Origin of the sequence: Pseudomonas sp. BN607 (assembly GCF_029871175.1) — a bacterium.
Taxonomy (GTDB): Bacteria; Pseudomonadota; Gammaproteobacteria; order Pseudomonadales; family Pseudomonadaceae; genus Aquipseudomonas.
In genome coordinates this window covers 18266-45064 of record NZ_SSOE01000030.1, presented here as the reverse complement: position 1 = coordinate 45064, position 26799 = coordinate 18266, and the positions used below count along the sequence as shown (strand labels likewise).

The window sequence follows — 26799 nt, the reverse complement described above, 5'->3', positions numbered from 1 at the left end:
ACGGCCGCTGAACATCCTGCCAAAAGATAGTTGTGTGGATCGTGCTGGAAGTAGGGCCTGACTCAGGCCCGATCGTCGCCGAGAAATGCGGCTACCTCATTGCAGGCGGCAGCAGACTCATCCAAAACCAGGTGGCCGGCATCGGGGAACAGTGTCAGGCTGGCACCTGCGATTAGCTGCTGCCAGGCGGCCCCCTGGCCCGGTGGCAACAGGCGATCTTTCTGACCCCAGATCAGCAGGGTAGGGCTGCTGATAGCACCCAGGACTTGAGGCATGCGGGGATGATTCAGTGTCCCGTCGCGCAACAGACCGGCTACTGTTGTGCCTTCCTTATGCCGCATCGCGGCAAACTCGGGATCTTCGCCATCCGGCAAGTACGGCTGGAGCGTGCACAAGTCGTAGACCAGGTAGCTGAGGATCTCATCGGGTGCGAGGATGCTCAGATCAGGCTGCGGGTGCGCGGGCACTTCCAAGCCCGCCGGCGCGACCAGTACTAAGCGGTCGACAATGTCAGGATGGGCGGCTGCGAAATGCGCAGCTATCCAGCCCCCAAGCGAGAAGCCGACTAGGTGGACGCGTGGCAGTTCCAAGGCCTTTATCAACGCAACATAGTGAGCCACATAGTGCTCAACAGTGGTGAATTCAACGCTACTCTGCGATGGGCCGAAGCCTGGATGGTAAGGAATGATCACCTCGAACTGCGAAGTCCAGTCCCGAGCGAAATCAAAGCCGTGCCACGTGGCCGCCCCATGCAGAAACAGCAAGGGCTGACCTTGGCCGGCACGATAGACAACGGTCTCTATTCCGTTGACAGAGAGCGAGGTTTTGCTGAAGCCGGTCAGGTCGACGCGGCGGTCGCCGGTGCAGAGTTGCGTCATCGTGTGCCTCCATATGAAGTCATGTGCTGCTTCCTGGGTGGAGCGGTTCCCCCGCTCAGTCAGGTGCATTCTTTGGAATAAATAGGCGCGGATCACCTATCAGCAGATAGTGGTGGTCAACGGCTACCGCACAGATGGAGATGGGCTGGAAAAGGAGGGGAGGAGGATGCGAAGTGGTGACACAGAGGCGTACTGCGAAAAACCGAAAAAGCTTGCTGCACTCACGCACGAATGAGGCAGCAAGTTCTCCAAGACCTACGCGAGGGTGAGAGCAGGATTAGCGGAGATAACGTTACGGATCAGCATTTGTACAGAATCGTCACCAATGAAGCCCAGCCGTCGAGCACCGTCTGCGGTTAAAGGCGGCTGGCGGAAAATTGCTTCGACTGCACTATTCGTTTGGCAGGTAATCAACTGGCGGACCTCATCGCCATAGCATTCTGCTAAAGCATCGATCAACGCATGCATCTGCAGATACAAAGCGGGTAAGGTCCAGTTGCGCCTGTCTGGCAATTCACCGGTGAGTCGCGCCGCATGGGCCAAGTTTTCGACGCAGGTTTTCACCGACATCACCCAGGTCCCGGCCTCTGCGGCCATCGGCAAAGTGAAGGGCTGATGAGCGCGAGCGGCATAAAAAACATCGCTGAGAAACGCCGACAACATGGTTTGCGAACCGGCAGGGCGAGCGATGATCCCCGGCAGCCGAAGGGACAGGCCATCAAGGAAACCTGCGCGGCTGTAGTCATTAATCAGGTGCTCACCGACTAACTTATGCGTGGCGTAGCTTATGCCTGGATTGGGCAACGTGGCATCGTTGATCTCCGCCGGCCATGGACTGGAAAAGACAGCCGCTGAGCTCGCAAAGACGAACCGCGGGCAGTGACCTTGTCGACGAATGCCCTCCAGCAACTCAATAGTTGCATCCAGATTGGTGGCTTTACCGAGCGCGAAGTTGTCGACCGATTGACGACCGGCGACGGTTGCCAAATGAAAGATCCTGTCGGCAGGGCGACTCAATAGCTGCTCCAGGACCTTTCGCTCAGTCAGGCCGCCCACAACATGCTGCACACGTGGATCAGTTGCTGGCTGAGAGAAACTAAGGTCCGATGCCAGGATGCAGTCGTCAGGACCGGCGTCACAGAGCAAATGCTCAATGAGCGCGCTGCCGACGAATCCGCCCGCGCCAGTGATTAATGTAAGCACAAAGGCCTTCCTTATCGCGGGTCAAGGATTGGGGATGAACGCGATTGTCCGCACTTCCAGGCTCTCGCGAGCCGGCGCGTCGACGGCGCTGGTCGGATCGTCGAACGCACTGTGTCCAGCCCATTGCACGGCTTCGGCATCCGAGTCGACCAGCTTGAACAGGAGCATTTCGTCTGGCTGCATCGCCGGGTAGTAATACCAACGCTGATTTTCGTTATAGGAAATGTTGAAACCAAACGCCGGGCTTACGCCAGACCGGGTGGCCAGCAACTTGCACAGATGTTGGTCGTGACGATCAATGGTCGATCCATCTAGTACGGTCAATGGATGCCGCTGGACCGGCTTGATCGGCCGCCATACGTTTATGATCATCCAGCGCCCGTTGAGAAGGCGTTGGCGGTCATGTTCTGGTACCAGGTGTTCGGCAATGGCATGCGCGGTAGGAGTGTCGTAGTCCACATGGACGTTCATTGCCGGTGTGCGAACTCTGGCAACGCCACCCTCGCTACCGCCGCGCAGCTGCTCGCCGAAGACCACGACGTGCGTCGCGTTGGTCTGTTGCTTGATGACACTCACGACTTCCTCGAAGTAGATCTGGCGCACCGCGTCCAGGTCAGTGAAGTCGTGCACAGCGCTGGTCATTTTAACTAGCGTGAAGGCATTCTTTTCCAGCGAGAACTCGGTGTTGGAAAGGCGCGCATTGTGAATTTCCACGGAGTGCGGGATGAGGCGAATCTTGGCGTTTCCCTTCACTGCATCGTCCATGTAGGCGAGCTTCTGCGAGGGATCTGCGAAATTAAGAACGGTTTCCACCGAATTCAATGAGGTAGTCGCAACGGGGGTGTTCATTGATAACTCCATAACAGTGAGCACATCGACGCGTAGCTCGACGGACCCTCCTTCAAAGAGAGACCGTCGCATAGCCAGTGGGTCAGGACGGCAAGTTGACGAGTGGGACATCCCCGCGAGCGGCAGCGGCCACTTCGGCGTTTTCTTCACGGATCAGTTTGTCGATCATCCAGCGGAACTGGCCTAGGCCGGCGTCGAAGCTGGTGGCGATCATCGGGCGGTCTGGCGTTCTGAGTTTGACCTTGTACTGCGCCTCGATGATTTCCCGGTCCTCATCGAACGCTTGGCGAGCACCTCTCCAGAATTCATCCACCCATTCATCGTCAAAGATGTCCGGCATGAGGATCGAGAAAGAGTAGCGGCTGCGCCCATCTGCCAGCGGTGTCACGGCCTGGCAACTGTATTGGGTGAACAGGCTCGGCGTTTTCGACAGGTCAGGTGGGCCATCGTTGTTGATGTCCGCGGAGCCGGCGAGCAGGGCATGTGAATGCAGCAGCATCACGCCAGGTATCTGGTAGTCGTAACTGCTCCACAGGTCGAGCTTACCGGTGCCCTTGTCGCCGAAAGCGGGGTCCTGATTGCGCACATAGCGTGATACCCGCAGCGCGCGGTCCAGGCGCTCGATTTTCGGGCGGGTATAGGCCCAATCCTCACTCGCACCGAAGGAGGTCGGATGCACGTAGGCCAAGTGCGAGAAGTCCAACAGGTTGTCGTTGACCTCTTGATAGTCCGTATCGTACTCGATGAAGCCAGAGCGGGATTTGAACCCGGGGGTATCGAGCGCCATGGCGCGGGGGATCAGTGCGATATCGGCTTTAGCAGGATCTCCCATCCAGACCCAAATCCAGCTGTGTTTCTCGACAACCGGATAAGACCGCACACAGGTGTTGGCAGGTATCTTGGGTTGTCCAGGGATTTCCACGCAACGTCCGCTGGGATCGAATTTCAAACCGTGGTACATGCAGCGCAGGTCATCGCCCTCACGGCGGGCTTTGGACAGCGGTGCACCGCGGTGGCAGCAGCGATCTTCCAGGGCGGCATAGCCCCCGTCGGCAGTCCGGTAGATCACCATGGGTTCATTCAGAACGGAAGTTTTGAACAGCCCCTCATCCTCAAGCTCATAGTTCCAGGCAACGGTATACCAGCAGTTTTTTATGTACATTTTTTGTTGTTCCATGCTGAATGAATTATTGGGCGGCCGAGGCAAGACTTTGCTGGCGGGCCAAGGCTTGTTCGACAGATTCGGCGATCTGTTGATGGCGCGCATAAATGAAGTCGAACAGTTCGGGATGGGTCAGCACGTAGAGGTCACCGCGCTTGATCGCGTCGATCACCAGATCACCGGTGTAGGCCGGACTTACCCAAGGGATCTGGACGTCACGGAAATGCTCCGTCGATTCAAGGTCCACGTCGGCCAGGTGCCCCTCGCCAAGATCTTTCGGTCGATTGCGACTGCTGTTGCCGATGTTGGTCCGCACCGGGCCGGGACACAGCACACTGACGCCTACCTTGGAGTTCTCGATTTCCAGTTCTTGTGCCAATACTTCTGACAGCGCGACCACGCCGAATTTGGCGACGGCATAGGCGCCCAGGGTAGGGGTGACGGCCATGCCGGACATGGATGACGTGTTGACGATGTGCCCGCCATCAGTGTTCGCCTTGAGCAGGGGCAGGAACGCGTGGATACCATGGATGACGCCCCAAAGATTGACGTCGAGCATCCATTTCCAGTCATTCAGGGTGAGGTCCGAGATGGCCGCCATCGGACCGATACCGGCGTTGTTGCACAAGATGTCCACTTTGCCATGCAGGCTAATGACTTCGTCGGCAAGTGCTTGCACACTTGCACTACTAGTCACATCTGTACGGATGCCAGTCGCTCCGATCTCTCGTGCAGTGGCCTGCAGGCGATCATCGTCGATGTCGGCAATGATCACCTGTGCACCTTGGGCAATCATGCGTTCAGCAATCCCGCGGCCGATCCCTGAAGCGCCTCCGGTGATGACGGCTACCTTACCCTGCATTGTTTCGATACGGCTCATTGCTTGCTCCTTGAGGTCGGTGCGCATTTCAATCGTCGGTGGCGGTAAACAGCGGCATGGCATGTGGTTCACGCGTGTCTTGCTCACCCAAACGATCGCGCCAATCAGCGCTGTAGGGGGTGCTGACTAGGGCGAAGAGGTTCATCAACGCGTTGCGCACGTAGTTCGGGTCGGAGGCCATCTTGCGGAAGCCTTCCTCGTCCTGTGCTCGCCTTTCGGGGTCAGCTTCTTGAACTCGGCGTTTATGTTCGATGGCCAGTGGATTGACGATGTCCAGGAAGATCCTTCTCCGTTCGGCGGCGTAGTAATCAAGTACGTCTTCGTCGTGGCCCTTCAGCACCAGCCCCAAGGCTTCGATGAGGGTGACGGCGTCCTGAATGCCTGCGGTGAACCCAAGTCCACCGATCGGGCTGGTGGCGTGGGCCGCATCGCCCGCCAGCAAAACCCGGCCCGCTCGGTAGGTCGACGCGCAACGCTGGTGGACTCGGTAGGAGCTGGCCCGATCAAGCGTGTAGCTAGCACCCTCAGGCAGGAAATGTTCGTAGCGCTTCGCCACGTTTGCCTGGCGCTCTTCTTCGGTCCAATCAGTACGCTCGCCGTAGGCAACTCGCCAGAGGTTGTCATTACTGATTTTGGAGATCACCGCCCAGTTGACCGGGTCAGCAATCATCGTATTTTCGCAATAGCCGTGGGCCGCGAAATCGAAGTACACATTGGTGGCCATGAAAGTGTCGGGCCAGGTAAACCCTTCAAACTCAATGCCCATTGATTTGCGTACTGCACTGCGTGCGCCATCGGCTGCGACCACCCAGTCGGCCTCCAGGCGTTGCTCCCCAGCCTCGGTAGAAACCTCTACGGCTACTCGCTGAGTATTGTCCACGACCCGGTTGAAACGGGTACCCCAAAGGACGCTGACATTGGGCAGCTTCAGGAGTTGCTCGAGAATCAGCTTGGCGAGCACGTGCTGGCCGAAATGCAGTGTGTAGTAATAGGGGGTATGCACCTGCAGTACACGGTGGTCGAGCTCACCGATGTAACCGCTGGCAAAGCGCATGGTGAAGGCGTGCCCACGCGCGCCAACTTTCTCAGCTTCTTCAAGCAGCCCGAGATCGTCCAACGCTTTCAAGCTAGATGGCAGATAGACCATGGCGCGCGGTGAGTCGTCGAGCATTGCACGCTCCTCGATCACGGTTACGTGCACACCTTGCTTGGCCAGGCCGTAGGCCGTGAGCAGGCCGGTTGGCCCCGCACCAATAACCAATACATGTTTTTTTGTTGTCATCCCACACCTCGTAAGTGTTGCGGCAGCATCCAGCGACGGTCGAGACTACAAGTCCAAAACCAGGCGTTTGGATTTGGCCCTGGAACAGCAAGGGGTAAATTGATCATTGGCCGCTTGTGCCACTTCATCCAAGTAAAGGTCTCGGTGATCGGGGATACCGTCCAGGACTCGCGTGATACAGGTGCCGCACACGCCTTGGCTGCACGAATACATGATTTCGATGCCATGATCTTCCAGGACCTCGACCACGCTGCGCTCTGCTGGAATGGTGTAAACCGCGCCGGTGCTGGCAATCTCGACTTCGAAGGGATCGTCGGCAGAGTGGTCGCTTACGACCCCTGCGAAGTATTCGACGTGCAACTGCTCCGCCGGCCAGTTAGCTGCCTTGCAGGTGCCCAGCACGTAATCGATAAAACCTTTCGGCCCGCACACGTAAACATGGGTCTGGGGGTCGGTGTCGGCAATCAGCGCGCGCATATCGAGCTTCTGCTCGGGCTGGCCGTCATCGAGGTGGAAAGAGGTTCGATGGCTAAACGGCGAATGCATGATGCGCTCGTGGAAGGCCATCCGGTCGAGCCCGCGTGCGCAATAGTGCAGGGCAAAGTCACTACCCAGTTGCTGCAGGCGCTCCGCCATACACAACATGGGGGTGATACCGATACCGCCAGCCATGAGCAGGGTTTTCTGCGCATTGACCAGAGGGAAATGATTCTTGGGCGGGCTGATGGTGAGCAGATCACCCTCGTGAATGCTCTCGTGCATACCCTCCGAACCACCTCGCGATTGCGGATCCTTGAGGACACCAATCAGGTAACGCTGATTTTCGTGCGGAGGGTTGCACAAAGAGTACTGGCGAATCAGGCCTGGACGTACTTGAACGTCAATGTGCGCACCGGCACTGAAAGACGGCAGTGGCTTGCCATCAGGATCGATCAATTCAAAGCTGCAAATGTCGAGCGCTTCGCGCCGCTTGCTTTGAACTTTAACTGCCAAGGTGAGTGCTGAACTCATGGGGATGCTCCGATCTAGCGAGGCCCGGGTACGTTATTGTTGTGCCCCGACGTCATTCAATGCGTTCTTGAGATGGGATGAACCCTATCTGTAGAGAGGAAGTTGATAGCCTGGATAGAGCGCGCTAGCGCATTCCGGGCACGAGTGCCGCGGACCGTCCCTGCATCTCTCAACGTTGACGTCAGGCTGCGTGCAGCTTCAATGGCACACGGATCCAGCCCAGAATGTTGTTGTTGATCAACCTTTCGGGAGTGTCTATGAGCTCCACTTTCTTGACGCGTTCTGCTAGGACGCTGAACAAGCACTCGAACTCCAGGCGCGCAAGAGCCTGGCCGGCACAGCTGTGTACGCCAACGCCAAAACCGAGGTGCGGACCTTTGCGGGTGAGGTCGTATTGATCGGCATTTTCCCAGCGGCGCGGGTCACGCCCAGCAGCGCCAAGGAAGACGCCCAGCACGTCGCCCTTTTGCAGGGGAGCACCCTCCAGTTCGAGATCTTGCGTCACCAGTCGCCCCATCATGCGCGCTGGAGGGTCATAGCGAAGCGTCTCTTCCAGTGCATTTTTGGCGAGCGATGGGTTAGCGTGCAGCTTGCTCCATTCTTCTGGATGTTGGCTGAAGGCATGCAACGTGTTTCCGATCGTCACCATGGTGGTGTCAAAGCCTGCGCCAAGCAGGGTCATCACCAGCAAGTTAGCCTCGGCCTCAGTAAGGATTCCTTCATCGGCAAACCCATAGATGCGGCCGGCCAGCCCGTTGGGAGTAACCGCCTCCCGGTTGCAGTTTCGCTCGATCCATTCGAAGGCCGGCACTGCCTGAACCAGTGAGTCTGCAAGAATTTTGTTGCGGGGCCCCGCACCATTGAAAGCCGCCTCGCCGAACTTGAGTACCCGCTCGCGGTTTTCTTCCGGCAAACCGATGGCATCGGGGAAGATCTTGAGGATGTAGCTGGAGGCCAGATCCTGAACACCATCAATGGTGCCTTGCTGCAGGTAGCGATCCACAACGGCTTCAGCTTGGCGGGTAAATTCTTCCCGCATGGACTTGATGGCCGGGGGCGAAAGCAGTTGCATGAGCGCGTCGCGCGAGCGCGTATGCGCAGGCGGATCTTCGGTAACAAGAATCTGCGGAACGATGGATTGTTCGTCCTGGAAAGGGCGTCCAGTGGAGGAGAATTCGCGCCAACGAGTCAGGACAGATTGGGCAGGGGCGTGTTGGCCAACAAAGAAACATTTGTGCTGATTGAGCCAGACCACCGGACCAAGCTCACGAATACGGCTTTCGGAGGTCTTGGCATTACGGATTTCTTCGACGGCCCACGGGTCAGCATCGGTGGTGGGAATTACATTGCGATAGAGGCCGCTCATCATTATCTCTCACGTTGTTGTTGGATTTCTTGCACGTGAGATGAGCTTAAAGAGCGACTCTGCTGCCTATAACCTATCTGTTGATCAGCGGATCAGCAGGGAGCGAAGTAGCGCTGACCGCGCGCTACTTCGCAAAGCTGACTAAAAGATTACTCCGAACTGTCGCGCACGGCTGACGGCCTGACTACGACGTCGAACGCCGATCTTGTCGAAGATCTGTTGCATGTACCATTTGACACAACCCTCCGTGATGTTTAATCGGCGGCCGATTTCCTTGTTGCGCAGACCGCCGTGAACTAAATGCAAAATCTCGATTTCGCGGCTGTTTAGCACGCCGGATACGGCGTCGGCAGACAGTGTCGGTAGTTCGTTCGACAACGGCAGGGGCGCCGAGGCCGGTTGCGCTTGACGCTCCGGCGCGTTGAACACTTCGGCGCCGCGACAAAGCGTATCCAGCTCTTCGATGAAATCATCGACCTGAACACTGGTAGCGAGCGTCACATGCATGTGATCCATGTTGCCGAGCAACCCGCCAAGCCAAGCTTTTTCATCCACAAAGGTGCGAACCAAGCGCCGTCGCGCGGCCGTCTCGAAGCTTTTCTTCAGGCCGCGCTGCGCGCCTTTATCGTTGCCCGAGAGTAAGAGTAAGTGCGCATGCAAGACTTCCCAGCGTAGGCAGTTGCGAACGGCATCCGCTTGATGCAGAAAGCGCTGCCAAGCGCGGCACAACTCTATTGCATCTGCGAGCCGACCTTGCGCGATAGCCACACGTGCACAACAGAACGCCCGTGCTTCATCGCGAGTAGTAACCCTTGAGGCTGGACGCACATGTTCGAGCTGGCCGATCAACCCATTCATGCGGCCAAGCCGGAGCACTTCCTTTTGGTCGCCCAAGGCCAACAAAAGTCGCATCCGTTCGGCCAGTGCGCAATAACGCAGGCGTTCAAAACCGTGCTGTCTGGCGGCTTGATCAGCTTTGTCCAGGAGGGCGAATGCCTCGGCAAAATTATCGTCATGACAGGCAAGCTTGACCGCTGTCAGCCAACCGGAGATCGTCTGGTCGATGAAGCCTTCGTACTCTACCAAGGGCAAGTACGTGGCCAGCAATTCGCGCGCCTCGCTAAGCTCGTTCCGTTCGTAGTGCACTTCTGCCAACGGGAGGGCAAGGATGGTGGCGTAGGGTGAGCCAACGCCGGTGATGCCTTCCGCGGCTTTGAGCGCATTACGTAAGTCGGTGATTACTTGTTGCGTTTGTCCAGCCATAAAGCGTGCCGGACCAATCAGCGCTGCATGCACGACGATGGAGAGCTTGCTGCCGCCGCGCTTCAATTGCTCTTCGGCCAGATGGCCCAGGTGTTCAATTTCATCCAGTTTGAAGCGTTCCCGGTGCGCGTAGAGCAAAGCGTTGTAAACGCTACCGCGCATGATGGGGTGGGCCTCGCTGTACTTGTCGATCAGGTCCAGCGCTTGGGTTTCCAGAAGGTGGGTGTCGTCAACCATCATCGACAACATGGCTTCACGGTGCAGCAACTCTTGGCGCAGTATGCGCAAGCCGTTTTCACCGTAACGGTGCCGCGCTTCCTCAGTGCCGAGGTACTCGCGGGCGATTCGCAGCAGCTCTTTGGCCGTCTCGAATTTCCACAGGTGCAGCATGGACCAGGCCTGACCCAGCAAGATTCGTGGATAGCGATTGAGCACTTGACGGGGCAAACGCTCGACAAGGCGCCAAGCTTGATCGTCGCTGGTTTCAAAAAACACCACGATATTGTCATCGACGATTTTGGCGGCATGCTCCGCATCATTCGATTGCAGGGCGTGATTGTAGGCCTTGAACAACTGGTTATGGTGCAGGAAGTGCTTACTGGCGCTTAGGTGCAGATTCTTCAGCGTGTGCTGCGAAGATTCGAGTAACTGCTGAGACAGAAACCGGCGAAAGAGTGGATGCAATCGATAACTATTGGGGTGCCGAATGTCCTGGCTGAGGAACAGATCATTCGCTGCGCAGAAGCGGAGTAGGGCGGCGCTGCCTTCAGTCTTGCGTAGCGCATCGCAGGCAGCAAAGTCGATCTGTTCGAGCACCGAACAGCTCAACAGTAGTTCTTGAATCGCCGGTGTTTGCGAATCGAAGACTTCTTCTCTGAAGAAATCCTCATACCAGCTTGCGTCCTCCCAGGGAGCAGGGGGCTTGGGCTCATCCATGGATTGCCAATACTGCATCGCCAGGTTCATTCCCCCTGGCCAGCCTTCGGTCAACCTAAACAGCTCGTTGATGTCTTCACCATCCGTATCGACAGCATATCGCTGCAAGAACGCGGCCTTTTCTGCAGCGGTGAAGGCTAGCTGCTTACTGCCCATTTCCATGAGCTCGCCACGCAACCGGTACTGAGCCAGATTGATCGGCGAGCTTCCCCGACTGGATATGATGAACTGCACCGCCGATGGCGCCGCATCCAACAGTCGTGACAACAGTCGGGCCTGATCGCCTGGCTGCAGCTTGTGGGCGTCGTCTATCAATATCTGGGCGCAGGCAGAGCTGTTCGAGCTGTGCTGAGCTGAATGCCACTGAGCATGGGTGTCAACCGCTTGAAAATGTTCGTAAAGCGCATTGAGCTGATGAACAGCTCGCTCAAGGTTATTGCACCCCACCCAAATAGCCGGGAGGCCTTGCGCTTTTACATGCCAGTAATGCTGCGTCAGTAGCGTAGTCCGGCCATATCCAGCAGGCGTGTGAAGGAGCACGATGCGGGAGGAGTTGCTCTGCAGCTGCTGATGAAGTGGCTCGCGGGGCAGGGTGTCTTTAATTAGGACAGCAGGTTGATCAACAAACAGAGCACCAGGTAACCAGGCATTAAATGATTCTTGTTCAGCAATGGATGCTGTTGTTTTATGATGCATTGCATCACCTCCTATAGGGCGGTAGGTAACCTCTTATTGCATGTCAGCTCTTGCGTCACGGTTCGGTGTTGCGCAGGCGATGCCTGCTAATTAAGCCTGCGGTAATTGGGCAATGCAACGACCACTGCTCGGCTTAGGTTGCGCTACGAACAGGTGCCCGTGCCACAGAGCGCTGAAGGGCTCTTCTTTGCACCATATCTTATTCTCCCGCCCCTCCTGCCTATCCAAAGACAGGTTCGTATCGCCATCTTCGGATACTCGCCTTGTCCGCCAGACCACTGTCCATCAGATAGGTGATGGCGGATGGGTTGCCCGGTATTCCTACTAGCCAGAAAGGACTTGCAGCGAAGTCAAACGTGCGCAATTGCGAATGTTTATTACTTCCTGTGGTAGTGGCGGTACGTCGGTGACGGCCACGTTATCTACGTTGAAGAGGAGTACAACATGACCAAACAGGCGGTAGGGCTCGTTCCAGAGCGTCTGGCACAGATCAAACGCGCCATTGAGGAAGACGTCAGCAACGGTGTGTATTTTGGCGCCGTGATTCGAGTGACTCGTAATGGTGAAGCCGGCCTGGAGGACGCAATCGGCTGGGAGGATGAGACTCGTCAAAAAGCGCTGTCCACCAACTCTGTCTTCAGCATTTTCTCGTTAACAAAGGCGTTCGTTAATGTCTTGACCCTGGCGGCAATCGAACGGGGACAACTCGCGCTGACCACCAAGGTTGCCGACCTCATACCGGAATTCCGCGGCGCCCCACGAGATGGGGTCACGGTGAAGCATTTGCTCACCCATACCACCGGCATGCCGGGCGTTTGGGTACCAAAGCCGGACATGTATCAAGATCGGCTGGATGAAATGCTCCAAGCCATCTGCGAGAACGTTCATGGCGCCGTTCCGCCAGGGGAACGCTGCGACTATGCACCAGCAGTCAACCATATCCTGCTGGGCGAGTTGCTTCGCCTAACTGACCCGCAAGGACGTGATCTGCGCACGCTGATTCACCAAGATCTGTTTGAACCCTTGGGAATGACGGATACGTGGATGGGCGTGCGCCCAGATTTGCGCAAGCGGAAGGTGGTACCGCAGATGCGCGGTGTTATTCCAATCGCATGCCTGGGCCGGACGCAGCCAGGTCGCTACAGCCTGTTTGAAGAAGAAGTCAACGAAGCGGCACATGTCGGCGCCGTATCGACCACTGCAGATCTCTCCAGATTCGCAGAGATGCTGCGCCGCGGCGGCGAGTTGGATGGCACGCGAATCTTGGCGCCGAGAACGATAGAGATTGCCCGTAAAAACTGGACCGGTGATCTGTACAACGAGCTCTATCGAACGGTTGCCTTGCGTGCTGGCTGGACCTCACCACCCAAAGCATGCATCGGCCTCGGATTCAACGTGCGCGGTGCTGACTTGGTTCACCATCAGTTCGGCACGCTCACCAGCGAGCAGACCTTCGGCAACTATGGCGCCGGCACAGGTCTGTTCTGGGTCGATCCCGTGTTGAACATGACATTTACCTTCCTGAGTGCGGGAGTTCTTCCGCAAGCCAAAAACATCGAACGCTTCCAGCGTCTTTCTGACATGGCGGTGGCGGCAGCGATCTGAGAGTTACCGAAAGCTTTACAACAAAAATAATGACCATGAAGCTGGAGAATTGTATGCGCATAAACAAACACAAGACCTCATTCCGCGTGCTCATGGCTGCTGGCGTGCTGCACTCAATCTTCTTCAACGTAAGCTACGCTGACGACGTGCAGAGCTTGGGCACCACTCTGACTCCTCTAGGTGCAATCAAGGCTGGCAACGCAGCCGGTTCCATTCCTGCCTGGACCGGTAACAAGGCCCAGTGCCCGGCCAACCTCCCTGCAGGCAGTCTGGCCTGGGAACCCTTCGCGGACGAAAAACCTGTACTGTCCATCACCGCCCAGAATATGGCGCAATATAAAGATCAACTGTCGCTCAGCGTCCAAACGTTGCTGCAGACCAATCCGGACTATCGAGTCGACGTTTACCCGACCCATCGCACTGCAGTGCAGCCGGATTGGGTTTATCAGTACACCAAGGCCAACGCCACCAGGGCAACTCTGACTGAGGGCGGCAAAGCCGTCAAAGGCGCGTATGGCGGCACACCCTTCCCAATCCCGAAATCGGGTGGGGAGGCAATGTGGAACCACTTCCTCGCGTGGAAAGGCTCGGCGACCGATGCGGTTTCCGATTTGTTTGTCATCGACTCCAACGGGACGCGCTCGCTGTCTGCCCGCATCGATGCCAGCAGGGTCTACCCCTATTACGTCCAGGATGGCGAAAGCAAGTTTGATGGTACCCACTGGATGTTGTCCCGTGCGCAGATCAAAGCACCGGCACGTCGAGTTGGGGAGGCTACCGTTGGTGTCTTCCCTATGGACTACCAGAACCAGCTCTTTGGCTCTTGGCAGTACATGCCAGGGCAGCGCCGAGTGCGCAAGCTGCCCAACGTCCAGTTTGATACACCAAACTTCTTCGTATCGGGCGTGGCAAATTTCGACGAAGCCTATGGATTCTTCGGCTCGCCTGAACAGTATGACTGGAAGTTGGTTGGCCGGAAGGAGATGTACATTCCCTACAACACCAACAAGCTGTTGAAAGCTGGCCCAGACTCGGCGATCGGCGCACACTTCGTGAAACCGGAGTTTGTACGTTGGGAATTGCACCGCGTGTGGCAAGTAGAGGGTAAGCTGAAGAGCGGTGTGCGTAACTCGGTGGCTTCCCGCACACTTTATTTGGATGAAGACACCTGGAACGTTGTTCTCAGCGACTTGTGGGACACCCAGAATAAGCATTGGCGCGGGGGGATCGTGTATTCCAGTATCTCCTGCGACTTGCCAGGTATTGTTCCGCTCCCGTTTGAGAATATCGACTTCCAGCAGAAAGCCTTTGTACTTGGCGAGTGGGGGAGCGAATATCACCCTCGCGAACCTCGCCCGAGAAGCTTCTACAGCCCGGAAGCTCTAGTGCAAGGCGCGCAACGCTGATCTGATTCAATTCTTTTCTTAGTTATTGATCTGTGCCGTTTGCGTCATTGCAAACGGTCCAGGTCCGCTATTCCGATTCTCTCTTTAACGGGTCTGAATGTTTTACTTGAGGCAATAACAATGAAAAAAAATGAAGCCTGCGTTGCCATTGCTCACAGCCGAATTGTGCAAACTCCTACAGTCGTCAACGGGCTGCCACTGAATTATATCTCGTTGGCCCTAGGCCTGGTCTTTGCTGCCGGTGTAGCCCCAATAGCATCCGCAGTCTCGTTGGACCTGCACCCAGAAATTGAGGCAGAGTGGACCAATACGCTGAAGTATTCTTTGGGTGCCCGTACTGGTGATAAGAACAATACCAATCTGGCCAATGTTAATACCGATGACTCTGAGCGAAATTTTGACCGTGGTTCGCTGATGATGAACCGGGTGGACTGGTTGACCGAACTCAATTTCAAGTACCAAAACTACTCACTCAACCTTAGCGGGGCCGGTTGGTACGACCAAGTTTACAATTCGTCCAACCAGAACGACTCTCCCGCGACCGCTAACTCGTTCAGTGTTGCGCATGATCATTATACGTCTGATACCCGAAAGTGGGCCGGCCGCAACTTTGAACTGATGAACGCCTTCGTCGGTGCACAGTACGAGGTCATGGATTACCCAGTCAGCGTGCGGCTGGGGCGGCACACGCTGCTGTGGGGTGAAAGCATGTTCTTCACCGACAACGGTATTGCATCTGCTATGGCACCGGTGGACGTCTACAAAGCGATGAGTGTGCCTAACATCAAGGCACAGGAAGTCTTCTTGCCGGTCAACCAGATCTCCACAAGCGTGCTGCTCAACGACGAGTGGACGGCCGAGGCGTTCTACCAGTTTAAGTGGGAAAAATCGCGACTTCCCCCGGTTGGCACCTTTCTCAGCAGTGCCGACCTGCTGGATGAAGGTGGTGAGCGGATAATCGTTGGACCAGGTACTTACCTTTATCGCGGGAATGATGACGAGGCGAATGCTCCACAGTATGGTGTTTCGCTACGTTGGCGGCCATCTGCCTACAACCTCGATCTTGGGGCTTATGCCATTCGTTACAACTATAAAGAACCGCGGGTCATGACCCAACTTTCAGGCGGTTTTGATCCAGTGACCGGAAGTGTCGGCACTTATCACCTGGAGTATAAGGAAGGCATCGATCTGTACGGCCTCAGTGCTAATACATCCTTCGGTAACCTCAACCTAGGTGGTGAAATTTCCTATCGTCACAATATCCCACTACGTTCGCTCGCCAGTGTGCTGGAGCCGGATGTTCTGGGTGACACGGTCAACGCTCAGGTCTCTGCTATCTATGTCGGTGGCGCCGGAGCGCTGTGGGACAACATCAGCTATGCCGGCGAGCTGGCCGGGCACAAGTTAGCCAAGGTCACTCAGCATGGCGAGCAGCGTGACACATCGCTGAATAGTTTTGCTTACGGAGCGCGTGGGGTCATCACGCTTGACTACTACCAAGTTTCACCGAGCCTCGATTTGTCCGTGCCAATCGGCATCGGTTATATGTTCAAAGGTAAATCGCCGACGTCAGGGGCGTTCGGTAACTACGCCGAGGATCAAGGCGGCGATCTGACCGTCGGGTTAGCAGCGACTTATGAGCAGCACTGGCAGGCCAGCATCAATTACACCAAATTCTTTGGTAATCATGACGACAACTACTATGTCGGCCGAGATTTTGTGATGGCGACACTCAGTCGTTCGTTCTGAGGCGGCGGGAAGGTCCTGAACAGCGGCTTTCCCGACTCATATCACACGGACAGCCGATCGATGACGAAATGAATGTCGTACCTTCGTCAACGTATCTTTAATTCGTTTAAAGGATTTCACCATGCGTGCCATACGATTTTCAGGCCTCGCCGTCGTAGTATTATTTATCTTGAATCTATCAACGCTTGCGCTCGCAAACTCAACTCCCACGGTGCTGAATGAGCACGCCCAGCGCGTTGATCGACCAGAGAAGGCCTATTTGCTGAGCATTGCGAAAGCTGGTAATCGGTTGGTTGCGGTCGGTGAGGCCGGACGGATCATCCTCTCGGACGACAACGGAGCGTCTTGGCGGCAAGCCGAGGCGGTACCGGTGAGTGTGCTATTGACCGATGTGGCGTTTGCCAATGAGCGTATTGGCTGGGCCGTAGGACATTTGGGGGTGGTGCTTCGCACTGAAGATGGCGGCCAAACTTGGCAGAAACAGCTCGACGGCGTGCAGGTTGCCGAACTGATTCTCGCGCAGGCCAAGAGCATGACTGGTGTCAACGACGAGGTACAGGCTGCTGCTGTAGATCAGGCTACGCGCTTGGTTGAGGATGGCCCGGACAAACCCTTTTTAGCTCTGCATGTATCTTCGCCCGATCAGGCATTAGTGATTGGCGCTTACGGTCTTGCGTTGCAGACCAACGACGGAGGTAAACACTGGTCTGCGGCAACACAGATAGCCGACAACCCCGAGGGGCTGCATTACTACGCTGCTGCGCAGGTCGGCGATGTCCAGCTGCTAGTCGGTGAACAAGGGCTGTTGCTGCGGGGCACCGCAGGGGGCGCGTATGAGCGTATTGCTCAACCCTACCCGGGCACTTTGTTTGGATGCATCGGCCAGTTAGGGCAGCCGTTACTGGCTTTTGGGCTGCGCGGTAACGTCGTCAAGTCGCTCGATGCCGGTGCCACCTGGAAGCAGGTGGATAGTCCGCTGAAGGCCTCTATTCAGGCTGCCACATTATTGTCGGACGGTACCATCGTGCTGGCTGCGGAGAATGGCCAGGTTGTGGCGTGGCGGCCCGAGGGTGGTTTCTCAGCCTTGGCCCAAGCAGGTCAGCCAGTTGCAGCATTGATTCAGACGCAACCCCAGACCTTGATTTTGGTCGGGCCTCATGGGGTTGAATCGGTAAGGTTTGGAGCGTAATGGCCATGAACATCAACGTGCAATGCACTTCTTCCGTGTCGACATTCCGGGCGGAGGACGGATCGTTCCTGGAACGGTTGTTATTCGAGAACCGGGTGTGGATCGTCCTCTTTTGTTTGGCGCTGACGGCCTTTTTCAGTTATCAGACTCGCCATTTGGACCTCAATGCAAGCTACAAGGCCGTCATTCCCAATGATCATCCTTATGTGCAGAACTACCTGGCCCATGAACGAGACCTAAAAGGGTTGGGTAACACCCTGCGGATCATTGTGGCTAACCGCGCTGGCGACATTTTCGATCCTGACTACCTGAAGACTTTGCGTGAAATCAATGACGCGGTATTCGCAGTTCCAGGGGTCGAGCGCCCATACATGCAATCACTGTGGACTCGGAGTACTCGCTGGCTGGCCGTTACCGAAGAGGGCATTGATGGCGGTCCTGTAATGCCTGATGCTTACGACGGCACTCCCCAGTACCTAGAGGCGTTAAGGCTCAACATCCTGCGCTCCGGCGAAGTCGGCCGTTTGGTTGCCGCAGACATGCAATCGAGCGCAATCGTCGTGCCACTGCTCGATTACGATGCCCAAGCCGGTCAAGCGCTTGACTACGGCAAGCTTTCGCAGCAATTGGAGGCTATCAGGGCCAAATATCAGAATGACAAAGTAAGTATCCACATCGTTGGCTTTGCCAAAGTGATGGGTGATCTTATCGACGGTCTCTGGCAGATCCTGGCATTCTTCGCAATTGCTGTCGCCATCGCAACAGCCATGGTCTACTGGTTCACCCGCTGTCTGCGCAGTACTGTCCTGGTTGTCCTTTGTTCGCTGGTGGCCGTGCTGTGGCTGCTGGGAATGTTGCCGATGCTTGGCCTGAGGCTGGACCCATACTCGATCCTGGTACCGTTCCTCATTTTCGCCATTGGTATGAGTCATGGCGCTCAGAAAATGAACGGGGTCATGCAAGATGTTGGCCGTGGCCTATCGCGCATCGATGCGGCCCGCAATACCTTCCGCCGCCTTTTCTTGGCGGGTTTCACCGCATTGGTCTGTGATGCCGTAGGCTTTGCGGTGCTGTTCATGGTCAACATTCAAGCCATCCGTGAACTCGCGCTGACAGCGAGCTTGGGCGTGGCAATCCTGATTTTCACCAACCTGATTCTGTTGCCGATTCTCCTGACTTACACCGGCGTTAGCGAGAACGCTGCGCGCCGAGCGTTAGCCAGTGAAAACAAGGCCCTTGCAGGTGGAGCAGGTGGCTGGAATATTCTGGTCTTGTTTACCCGTCGGCCATATGCGTTCGCTGCCATTTGCGCTGCACTGGTACTGACCGTCGGCGGCGCAATCTTGGCAACCCGGTTGCAAGTAGGTGATCTGGACGCGGGAGCGCCCGAGTTACGCGCCGACTCGCGCTACAACGTCGATAATGCGTTCGTGAATGGGCATTACGCCACCAGCAGTGATGTGCTGGCGATCATGGTCACCACTCCGGCCGAGCAATGCGCCGACTATGCAACCCTGGTCAAGGTCCGCGAACTGCAGTCGATCTTGCAACGCTTACCGGGGACTGACGCGACACTGTCCTTTGCTGACCTCGCAAGGCAGATGGGGGCCGCCTTCAATGAGGGTAGCCTCAAGTGGGCAGAGCTGGTTCCTAATCAAACCGTGCTCAACACCATCATGACGCAGGCATCGAGGGGGTTGTTCAATGGCGACTGCAACATGCTCACCCTGTACGTCTACCTGCGTGACCATAAGGCCAGTACGCTGGAACAGACCGTTCAAGCGGTCGAAGCATTTGCCGCGCGTGCTGATACGCAGGATGTGAAGTTCCTGCTGGCGGCAGGCAACGCAGGTATCGAAGCGGCGACCAATCAGGTGGTCAAGCACAACAACTACCTGATGCTGCTGGGCGTTTACTTGGCAGTGATCATTCTTAGTCTGATTACTTTCCGCTCTTGGCGGGCCGTGCTGGTGGCCATCTTGCCGCTGGCGCTGACCAGCCTGCTGGCTGAGGCCTTGATGGTCTTGGTCGGCGTAGGTCTGAAAGTTGCGACTTTACCGGTCACCGCGCTGGGGGTCGGTATCGGGATTGATTATGCCCTGTATATCTTGAGCATCATGTTGGTGTGGCTGCGAACTGGTGCATCGCTCGAACAAGCCTATTCTCGGTCCTTGATGTTCGTGGGGCGGGTTGTGTTACTGACGGGGATGACCTTGGCAGCTGGCGTGGCAACCTGGATGTTCTCGCCGATCAAGTTCCAGGCCGATATGGGTTTGCTGCTTGCGTTCATGTTCCTCGTCAATATGTTCGGCGCGTTGGTACTGCTCCCCAGCATAGCTTGTTTCATGTTGAAGCCAGCTACTCCGCAGCCGGTCACGGCCCCCGTGAAAGTGCTAGAAAACGCGTAGGAGTCTGCTCATGAAGCGACGTTTTGAGGACAAGGTAGTTCTGGTGACGGGGGCCGCAGGTGGCATAGGCCTTGCCACTGCAAGGGCTTTTGCGGCGGAAGGCGCCAAGGTCATGCTTGCAGATCGTGACGGCATCAAACTGCATGCGGCAGAAGAGCTCATACGGGAAGAGGGTGGCGATGCAGCCTCGGTAGTGGTCGATGTCACAGACTACGGCGACTGCCAGAGGATGGTTGAGGCGGTGGTGCAGCGATTCAATGGTCTGCACATCGCTTGCAACAACGCCGGCGTGCCATCACCAATCGCGCCCTTCGAGCAGCAATCACTCGAGCAATGGCGGCGGGTGATGGATGTTAACCTGAATGGCGTCTTCCATTGCATGCAAGCACAAGTGCCGGCCCTGCGAAAAAGTGCCGGCACGGCAATTATCAATACGGCGTCAGTCACCAGCCATCTGGCGGCAGCTGGCATGGCGGGGTATGTGGCGAGCAAGCATGGGGTGGCGGGGTTGACCAAGGCCACCGCGTTAGATCTGATCGGTTATGGTATCCGCGTGAATGCCGTTGCTCCAGGCTTCATCGAAACACCAATGCTGGCTCCCGCGCTTGAAGCCGAAAAAGGCCGTAGCTTCTTCGATGCACGGGCTCCAATCGGTCGTATTGGCAAGGTTGAAGAAGTTGCATCCTGTGTACTATTTCTGGCGTCTGCGGAGGCGAGCTATGTGGTAGGCACCATTTTGAACGTCGATGGTGGCATGGCTCTAACCTAGAGCTTGATGATCGTAGCCCTGTGGGGCCCTTGACGCTGGTAATGCTGCGTCGAGCGGCCCAGTTTCACGCTGACCAGAGGGTCCACGCCGCAGGCCCCCTTAAAACTGCAGAAGAAGTCCAGGAGATAAACAGCTCGGCAGTCAGCCGGCATGCTGTGTGTCACGCCGGTCAGGCCGCCTCATTCAACAGCGATCTGCGCGTACCACTGGGGGCATGGCCTCATCTGTCCTGATCGAAAGATAGGTGTTCTACGGGAGCTTCGGGATGCTTAATCTACGTTCCATAGCGGAGACTCCTACATGAAAACAATAAAAATGTGGATGATTTGCACACTGATCGGCTCGGCTTCATTGGTAGCGGCTGCGCTACCTAGCTGGCAGGTGACTCTTCCAAATAATCGGATGGCAGCGTGTCAGGTAGAGCCCAGATTCTGCCAGTTACCCAGAGATATCCGGCTTTGGCCTTGATGGATCTCTGGGCTACGCGTTGGTGCGATAATCGGCTTACCTGCGAGACCCGAATCTGATTTGCCTTTGAAGGCAAACGGCTCTCAGAAACTGTTCAAGGCATGGCCACTCTGCGTTCCATGCCTTGCCCTGATGCTCGTGCGCGATAGGCGAATCAGTAGTTCAATGAGCTGACGTCTGCACCCACACGACCGCCGGTATCCTCGCCTGCAGCCAAATGGAAGTCATAGGATATGGTTGAGACCTCTGGACTAGGGGGCTCGGCGCTCAGGGTCGGCGTGACGATCAGCTGTTCCGAGGTCACGCCGAATACCGTATCGTCTTTGACGAAGCGATCGCCTGCAATGTAGAGGGCCGTCACGAGTTCTTTGTGGCCAGGCGCGCTGATCAAAAAGTGAATATGAGCAGGTCGATAACCATGACGGCCTTGTGCATTCAGCATACGTCGAACTGGACCGTCATCGGGCAGCGGATAACTCTTGGGCATGACGGTTAATGCGTGATAACGGCCATTCTCGTCGGTAGTGTACACACCCCGCACGTCCATTTCCAAGCCACGCTGGATGTCATAAACCCCTTCCGAATCGGTCTGCCAGATCTGCACAGTTGCCTCAGGAATTGGGTTGCCGCCGCAGTCCAAAACTTGACCTTTCAGTTGCAATTGTGGACCTGTACAGCGGACCGCCATTGACTGACCGTTCTGATAGAGGGGAGCTTGCCCTCGATAGAATGGTCCGAGCAAGCTGCTCTCAGTGGCCTGGAGCAGCCCCATGCCGTCCTGGAGCAAGTTAACGACAGCGCTGAGGCCGAGGGCATCCGAGAGGAGGATGAATTCTTGGCGATGAACACTGCTCATTTGCCCCGTGGCGGTCAGGAATGCGACACCGGCCAGCCATTCTTCAGGGGTCAACCCAGTCTCAATGGCGAATGCATGCAGATGTCGAACTGCGCACTCCATCACTTCGCGCAAACGTGTGGAAGGTGTGCCAGACATCTGTGCGATAACTGCATTGGTGAGCTCAACTAGCCGTTCGTTGTCGGACGTAGCGGTCATATAGTTATGGTCCTTGATGTTTTTTGTGGGACTTGGAAAGGCTCGCGCGTCATTATCGAGGCCCATTTGGCCTCGGACGATGACAATTTGGGCGTGCCGAGACATCGAGGCCGGGGGACGCTTCGGCCTCGATGTTAGTCAGTTCAAGCGACGTGATTCGAAGGCAGGCTTGTGACGTCGACTCGACGGTTGTCCTTCTTATAAGGGCTTGGAGCAACGCGGGCACGGATGTGTTTTTGTCGAGTGCCAGGGTGGCCCCAGACAACAGTGACTTCCGTTCCAGAAGCCATGTAGGCTCTGTCGATTACGCACAACGACAGCATTTCGCGGAACGTATAGCTGTAGCAGCGCGAGCTTGAAACGCCGATTTCTTGGCCGTCCTTCAGCACCTTGTCCATCCAGGTCAAGCCTAATAAGTTACGGGGCATTTCCATGTATATGTAAGGCTCTGCAGCCTTGCTGAGAAGTGAGGCGGAAACGTCGGAGACATCATCTGCGTTCCAGACCAAGGTAACCATTGTCCGGACTGGGTCTTCCGCTTCCCGCTCAAGCGCAGTGCGGCCGATGAACTCGTGGTCGTACTTGACGTTTTTCCCCCAGCCGAGCTCGAAGGGGGTCCGAGCGTAGGTGGTCAAATCCGTGTTCTTGGCGCTGCCCGCGAAAGCTAGCCAGTCCATGAAGTAGGGCATGCTCTGCAGAATTACGTTGAGGAAGTCACGTTGATCGTCGCCGAACATGGCTGGGAGGTAATCCACGGTCGGCGTAGGGAAGCAAGCTTCCACGTGATTCACCATCTTACTTCTACCACCAAGCCGACGTATGCCGTAACGCTCGCCCGCTGTCAGAATTGCGTTGTAAATCGCTACACCATGCTGGCTATCGCCGTGAAGTTCATAGCCAAGCTCGCCGGCCATACCTTGGCGCAGCACCCTGAAGGGCATGTCATTAATACTGGATTGACGAAATCGCATGAAGCCGATGTCGCGCAAATTTTCACCGGTGAGTTCTTCCAGCAACAGCAGCGAATTGGGCCCTTGTACCTGAAAGACAAAATGCTCTTCAGTCACTATTTCAGCCTTGGCGTTGAAATTTCCTTGCATGAACTGATACATCGCCCAGGCAACGCCTGGCCCACTGGTGTACATCACGCTGTCTTCGGCAAGGTACATCAGCACGCCATCGCCCATCACCTTACCGGAAGCATTGCATAATACGGCATGTTTGGCTTGGCCGATATCGAACTGCGCAAAGCTATTGACGGCGATGGAGGAAAAGAAAGAAAGCGCCTCAGGCCCAGTAACTTTCATCTTCATCAGGGGAGACCAATCACCGATGAAGCATGTTTTCTTCCAAGACTCGCATTCGTCGATCCAGTGGGTGTACTCGGTAGGTTCGAGTTCGAAGAAGAAACGGGTGTAAGAAGTGGCGCGAGGATCGTCGGGTACTTGCGCAACATGGTAAAGTGGTTGTGGAGCCGCTTTGCTCATGGTTTTTCCTCAGCTTTTATAATTTTTGTTTGGCTAATGCTCGACGTAAATCATCCAGTTTAGGCGTAACTTAAATAAGCTATTCTTTGAGTCTTGCAGCGCGCGCGGCCACGCCAATGGAAGCGAAACCGCGAGCCGAAGCTGGATTGACGTTATTTGTGCAACTCGCGCCAGTTTTTAGGAAGCGCTCCCACGGTGCTCCCACCATCCACCAAGAATTCCGCCCCAGTGATGTAGCCTGAATCACGATGGGCCAGGAAGGTCACCATGCGGCTGATTTCTTCCGGTTGTGCCGCACGTGCAATCGGCTGAACTGAAAGGACCGCTGACAAGTCATGTGGTGCAGTCATCGGTGTTTGCACCGGGCCGGGCAAAACGGCGTTGACACGGATGTTGTCATGCGCGAGTTCTAGCGCGGCCGCCTTGGTTAAGCCGAGTACTCCCCATTTGCTAGCGCAGTACGCGCTTGCCAAGGGGTAACCGCGTACTGCTGCGGTCGAGGCGATATTGACAATAGCTCCACCGCCCCGTTTTCTCATATCACCGATGACCGCAGCGATGCCTAGATAAGAACCGGTGAGGTTGATGTCCAGCATCTTGCGAAAGAGCCCGCTGTCATCAGCATCAAGTGCTTCAATGCCAATGATCCCTGCATTGTTGATCAGTACTGAGGTAGCGCCAAACGTCACATTGGTCGCGGCGACAGCAGTGCGCCAAGAACCCTCGTCGGCAACATCCAAATGAACATACAGGGCGCGATCACCCAGTTCCGCGGATAATTCTTGTCCAACTCCGCTCGCGATGTCAGCGATGACGACATTCGCCCCCAAAGCGTGGAAGGCACGAACATGTGAGGCGCCCATCCCGCTTGCACCACCGGTAATCAGTACTGTTTCTTCATTGAAGTTCATTGCGCTCTCCTTGTTTATGCTTATGGCTAATTTGATTCAGCTAATACGCTAACGAACATTTGCTTCCGGTCACTCACTGGTCGGCAGAATGTTTCATGAGCGTGCGTCATCCTGCTGTGGCTCGACGGTTTCATGCACGGTTAAAGATGTGCCGACACGGAAGGCAAATCTGGCTGTGGTATCACGTAGATGTGGATCAATGGGGCGGTTAACCCAGAATCGCGCTGGCTGGGTGAGGCGGGGAAATGCAGTCGGTCATTACTGGCATTGGCCGCCATATGGCACAGCATCAAAATGAGGATATTGATGATGCTCTTAATCTGACCGTTGAACCTGGCTCGACGGCCAGGCGGGCACAACGGCAAGGAAGATTTACCAACGGAGCACTCAGTACCTGTTGACGCAATTGTCATGTCCATTTTCCTTATTTTTAGGGACGTCCGAAGCTTCAATCAAAATGCCTGCGCAGCAGTCAGCATCGCTGAAGGTTTGACGGACGTCCCCTATCCAACGGTCAACAATCGAATGGGGAAATTCAGCAGAGGGGAAAGGGACGAGCGCAACGTAAGACTCAACGGAATCATCAGCGCTGTAGGGACCTACCTATCTACTGATAGGCGTATCCAAAGCAGCATGAGATCAAGCTAATCACGTTGGTCAAAAAGCAACTCCACCCCGATGAGGTCGCCATGAAGGCAAACAACGACGCATGCGCTGGTCGCAGTGAACGCAAAGTTTCCAGCCGCGGGCTGGCAGGGACTGCACGCCTCTCTCTAAATAGTATGTTGCTGCCGGGGCTCCTATGTGTTGGTCTCGCCGCCTCAACTGTTACCCAGGCGGGCCCTGGCTGCGCCACCAATTCTGAACCTCAGGTGATATGTGGCGTCGGCGCACCGGAAGATCTAGAGCTGCTCCCCGATAAAAAGTACGTATTGATGAGCTCTACACCTGGTTTAGCCCATGCTCATCGGCAGGGCTTGCGTCTAATGCATGTGGACTCCAAGGTGATCTCTGATCTGCCGATCAAGCTCGCTGCTAAAAAAGGTTGGGGGGACCAAAATTGTCCGGCGCCGACACAGGCCATCGGTTCTCACGGCATACATTTGTCAAAAAAGGCTGACGGCAACCTGCAGTTATTGGTAGTCAACCATGCGGGTAGGGAGGCAATCGAATTTCTCCAACTGTTCAAGACCGAGCAAGGGTGGCGGGCTGTATGGCGTGGTTGTGTGGAGAATAAATTTGGAAGCGTGATGAATGATGTGGTTTCTACAGCGAATGGTGGCTTTGTCGCGACCGCGAGTCTTGAAATAGCGGCTTTCAAAGCGGATCCCCAATTCAATACGCTGCTAGATGGTCGGAATACGGGCTATTTAGTGCAGTGGCGTGATGGGGGAGTACTTACCAAAATTCCAGGAAGCGATGCACCATTCCCTAACGGCATACAGCTCAGCCCGGATGGTCGCGTTGCGTGGTTCGCGCTATGGACAGCAAACGCCATCCGTCTGTTTGACCTCAAGCAGCAACGTACGATTAAAGATATTCCGCTTGGTTTCATGCCCGACAATCTCAGCCTGAGTGAGCATGGTAGCGTGCTGGTCACCGGCATTCTGCACGCTGAAACCTTTCGGGAGTGTTACCTAAACAAAACCGATGCGTGCCAAAGCGCTTTTTCTGTGGCCGAGATCTCTCAGAGCACAAATATGATTAACGTTCTGCATGAGGCACCTGAAGGCTGGATTTCAGGGGCGTCAGTGGCTATACAAGTTGAAAGGGGTGTATACGTAGGCTCGTTTACAGGGGATCGAATGCTATACCTAGCTAATGTGTTTCCTGAGGTAAACGTTATCGATCGTTGAGGCATCTGTCTATAAGAGCACTGCACAGGGTAATTACGAGGGTAGATTAGACCAGTATCGCGTGCATTCTTGCTGACTAGTGATGTGTCGGGAGTCAGCGGTTATGAAAGCGGGCAGGATTTTTGCGGGGCCGATAATGCAGTGAATCGCCCTGGTTTCGTAGACACCTTCAAGCCTCAGTTCAGGAACTCCACTTGAACATACGGCTACAGCCTAGACATCAGGTGTGAGGTTCTGCTTGTCAACCCTCAACCAGATTGTTTGCCTACCGCACTGAATGAGTCGAGAATTAACGCTATTCCCTTTTTGGGAATCTGCGAAAACCCTTTGCTTTCAACGGCTCCCAGGCCCGATGCGAATCTCGTTTCCAT

The 26799-nt window shown here is 55.8% G+C and carries 19 protein-coding genes; 7 read left to right on the top strand and 12 right to left on the bottom strand.

What is annotated here, in order from left to right; all coding sequences use genetic code 11:
* Positions 1-62: 62 nt before the first annotated feature.
* The 9 genes from E8E68_RS07835 to E8E68_RS07795 all read right to left on the bottom strand — a co-directional run bounded on the left by E8E68_RS07835 (position 63) and on the right by E8E68_RS07795 (position 11526).
* Positions 63-878, bottom strand: coding sequence for an alpha/beta hydrolase (locus E8E68_RS07835; RefSeq protein WP_179052437.1), 816 nt, complete (start codon positions 876-878; stop codon positions 63-65).
* A 255-nt stretch (positions 879-1133) separates the two neighbouring features.
* Positions 1134-2081: an NAD-dependent epimerase/dehydratase family protein gene (locus E8E68_RS07830; RefSeq protein WP_280311589.1), complete on the bottom strand. Its 948-nt coding sequence runs from the start codon at positions 2079-2081 to the stop codon at positions 1134-1136.
* Between the two features lie 21 nt (positions 2082-2102).
* The gene (locus tag E8E68_RS07825; RefSeq protein ID WP_159266386.1) at positions 2103-2930 is read right to left on the bottom strand and encodes a CmcJ/NvfI family oxidoreductase; all 828 of its coding nucleotides are present in this window, start codon (positions 2928-2930) and stop codon (positions 2103-2105) included.
* Positions 2931-3012: 82 nt separating this feature from the next.
* Positions 3013-4107 (bottom strand): aromatic ring-hydroxylating dioxygenase subunit alpha, encoded by a 1095-nt coding sequence (locus tag E8E68_RS07820; protein WP_280311588.1) that lies wholly within the window; start codon positions 4105-4107, stop codon positions 3013-3015.
* A 10-nt stretch (positions 4108-4117) separates the two neighbouring features.
* Positions 4118-4972: an SDR family NAD(P)-dependent oxidoreductase gene (locus E8E68_RS07815; RefSeq protein ID WP_159266384.1), complete on the bottom strand. Its 855-nt coding sequence runs from the start codon at positions 4970-4972 to the stop codon at positions 4118-4120.
* Positions 4973-5000: 28 nt separating this feature from the next.
* Complete coding sequence (locus E8E68_RS07810; protein WP_280340504.1) at positions 5001-6254, bottom strand: NAD(P)/FAD-dependent oxidoreductase; 1254 nt, start codon at positions 6252-6254, stop codon at positions 5001-5003.
* Between the two features lie 45 nt (positions 6255-6299).
* Complete coding sequence (locus tag E8E68_RS07805; protein WP_280340503.1) at positions 6300-7265, bottom strand: PDR/VanB family oxidoreductase; 966 nt, start codon at positions 7263-7265, stop codon at positions 6300-6302.
* A 181-nt stretch (positions 7266-7446) separates the two neighbouring features.
* Positions 7447-8631, bottom strand: coding sequence for a cytochrome P450 (locus tag E8E68_RS07800; protein WP_179052443.1), 1185 nt, complete (start codon positions 8629-8631; stop codon positions 7447-7449).
* A 141-nt stretch (positions 8632-8772) separates the two neighbouring features.
* A complete protein-coding gene (locus E8E68_RS07795) occupies positions 8773-11526 on the bottom strand; it encodes a LuxR C-terminal-related transcriptional regulator (protein ID WP_280340501.1) in 2754 nt (917 codons plus the stop codon).
* 444 nt (positions 11527-11970) lie between these two features.
* Between E8E68_RS07795 and E8E68_RS07790 the strand changes: the two genes are divergently transcribed.
* From E8E68_RS07790 to E8E68_RS07765, 6 genes are all read left to right on the top strand, one after another.
* Entirely contained in the window at positions 11971-13131 is a 1161-nt protein-coding gene (locus tag E8E68_RS07790) for a serine hydrolase domain-containing protein (RefSeq protein WP_159266379.1), read from the top strand.
* A gap of 53 nt (positions 13132-13184) precedes the next feature.
* Positions 13185-14537 (top strand): DUF1329 domain-containing protein, encoded by a 1353-nt coding sequence (locus tag E8E68_RS07785; RefSeq protein WP_179052445.1) that lies wholly within the window; start codon positions 13185-13187, stop codon positions 14535-14537.
* 120 nt (positions 14538-14657) lie between these two features.
* Positions 14658-16286, top strand: coding sequence for a DUF1302 family protein (locus tag E8E68_RS07780; RefSeq protein ID WP_280340499.1), 1629 nt, complete (start codon positions 14658-14660; stop codon positions 16284-16286).
* Between the two features lie 121 nt (positions 16287-16407).
* Positions 16408-17475 carry a YCF48-related protein gene (locus tag E8E68_RS07775; protein WP_179052446.1) on the top strand — a complete coding sequence of 356 codons (1068 nt, stop codon included), beginning with the start codon at positions 16408-16410 and terminating at the stop codon, positions 17473-17475.
* A 5-nt stretch (positions 17476-17480) separates the two neighbouring features.
* Positions 17481-19883, top strand: coding sequence for an MMPL family transporter (locus E8E68_RS07770; protein ID WP_179052447.1), 2403 nt, complete (start codon positions 17481-17483; stop codon positions 19881-19883).
* 10 nt (positions 19884-19893) lie between these two features.
* Complete coding sequence (locus E8E68_RS07765; protein ID WP_280340498.1) at positions 19894-20652, top strand: SDR family NAD(P)-dependent oxidoreductase; 759 nt, start codon at positions 19894-19896, stop codon at positions 20650-20652.
* Between the two features lie 622 nt (positions 20653-21274).
* Here E8E68_RS07765 and E8E68_RS07760 read toward each other — a convergent pair.
* The 3 genes from E8E68_RS07760 to E8E68_RS07750 all read right to left on the bottom strand — a co-directional run bounded on the left by E8E68_RS07760 (position 21275) and on the right by E8E68_RS07750 (position 24572).
* Positions 21275-22174 (bottom strand): dioxygenase, encoded by a 900-nt coding sequence (locus E8E68_RS07760; protein ID WP_280340497.1) that lies wholly within the window; start codon positions 22172-22174, stop codon positions 21275-21277.
* A 143-nt stretch (positions 22175-22317) separates the two neighbouring features.
* Positions 22318-23661 carry an aminomethyl transferase family protein gene (locus E8E68_RS07755; protein WP_280340496.1) on the bottom strand — a complete coding sequence of 448 codons (1344 nt, stop codon included), beginning with the start codon at positions 23659-23661 and terminating at the stop codon, positions 22318-22320.
* A gap of 152 nt (positions 23662-23813) precedes the next feature.
* On the bottom strand, positions 23814-24572 hold the full coding sequence (locus tag E8E68_RS07750) for an SDR family oxidoreductase (RefSeq protein ID WP_280340495.1): 759 nt from the start codon (positions 24570-24572) through the stop codon (positions 23814-23816).
* A gap of 689 nt (positions 24573-25261) precedes the next feature.
* On the opposite strand from E8E68_RS07750, the gene E8E68_RS07745 reads away from it, so the two are divergent.
* A complete protein-coding gene (locus E8E68_RS07745; RefSeq protein ID WP_280340493.1) occupies positions 25262-26428 on the top strand; it encodes a hypothetical protein in 1167 nt (388 codons plus the stop codon).
* The last annotated feature ends 371 nt before the right edge of the window (positions 26429-26799 follow it).

Excerpts from the sequence above, each read along its gene's own strand:
- E8E68_RS07775 (WP_179052446.1), top strand. The coding sequence starts at position 16,408 with ATGCGTGCCATACGATTTTCAGGCCTCGCCGTCGTAGTATTATTTATC.
- E8E68_RS07790 (WP_159266379.1), top strand. The coding sequence starts at position 11,971 with ATGACCAAACAGGCGGTAGGGCTCGTTCCAGAGCGTCTGGCACAGATC.
- E8E68_RS07810 (WP_280340504.1), bottom strand. The coding sequence starts at position 6,254 with ATGACAACAAAAAAACATGTATTGGTTATTGGTGCGGGGCCAACCGGC.
- E8E68_RS07815 (WP_159266384.1), bottom strand. The coding sequence starts at position 4,972 with ATGAGCCGTATCGAAACAATGCAGGGTAAGGTAGCCGTCATCACCGGA.
- E8E68_RS07835 (WP_179052437.1), bottom strand. The coding sequence starts at position 878 with ATGACGCAACTCTGCACCGGCGACCGCCGCGTCGACCTGACCGGCTTC.
- E8E68_RS07755 (WP_280340496.1), bottom strand. The coding sequence starts at position 23,661 with ATGAGCAAAGCGGCTCCACAACCACTTTACCATGTTGCGCAAGTACCC.
- E8E68_RS07825 (WP_159266386.1), bottom strand. The coding sequence starts at position 2,930 with ATGAACACCCCCGTTGCGACTACCTCATTGAATTCGGTGGAAACCGTT.
- E8E68_RS07745 (WP_280340493.1), top strand. The coding sequence starts at position 25,262 with ATGAAGGCAAACAACGACGCATGCGCTGGTCGCAGTGAACGCAAAGTT.
- E8E68_RS07780 (WP_280340499.1), top strand. The coding sequence starts at position 14,658 with ATGAAAAAAAATGAAGCCTGCGTTGCCATTGCTCACAGCCGAATTGTG.
- E8E68_RS07760 (WP_280340497.1), bottom strand. The coding sequence starts at position 22,174 with ATGACCGCTACGTCCGACAACGAACGGCTAGTTGAGCTCACCAATGCA.
- E8E68_RS07820 (WP_280311588.1), bottom strand. The coding sequence starts at position 4,107 with ATGGAACAACAAAAAATGTACATAAAAAACTGCTGGTATACCGTTGCC.
- E8E68_RS07750 (WP_280340495.1), bottom strand. The coding sequence starts at position 24,572 with ATGAACTTCAATGAAGAAACAGTACTGATTACCGGTGGTGCAAGCGGG.
- E8E68_RS07765 (WP_280340498.1), top strand. The coding sequence starts at position 19,894 with ATGAAGCGACGTTTTGAGGACAAGGTAGTTCTGGTGACGGGGGCCGCA.
- E8E68_RS07770 (WP_179052447.1), top strand. The coding sequence starts at position 17,481 with ATGAACATCAACGTGCAATGCACTTCTTCCGTGTCGACATTCCGGGCG.
- E8E68_RS07800 (WP_179052443.1), bottom strand. The coding sequence starts at position 8,631 with ATGAGCGGCCTCTATCGCAATGTAATTCCCACCACCGATGCTGACCCG.
- E8E68_RS07795 (WP_280340501.1), bottom strand. The coding sequence starts at position 11,526 with ATGCATCATAAAACAACAGCATCCATTGCTGAACAAGAATCATTTAAT.
- E8E68_RS07805 (WP_280340503.1), bottom strand. The coding sequence starts at position 7,265 with ATGAGTTCAGCACTCACCTTGGCAGTTAAAGTTCAAAGCAAGCGGCGC.
- E8E68_RS07785 (WP_179052445.1), top strand. The coding sequence starts at position 13,185 with ATGCGCATAAACAAACACAAGACCTCATTCCGCGTGCTCATGGCTGCT.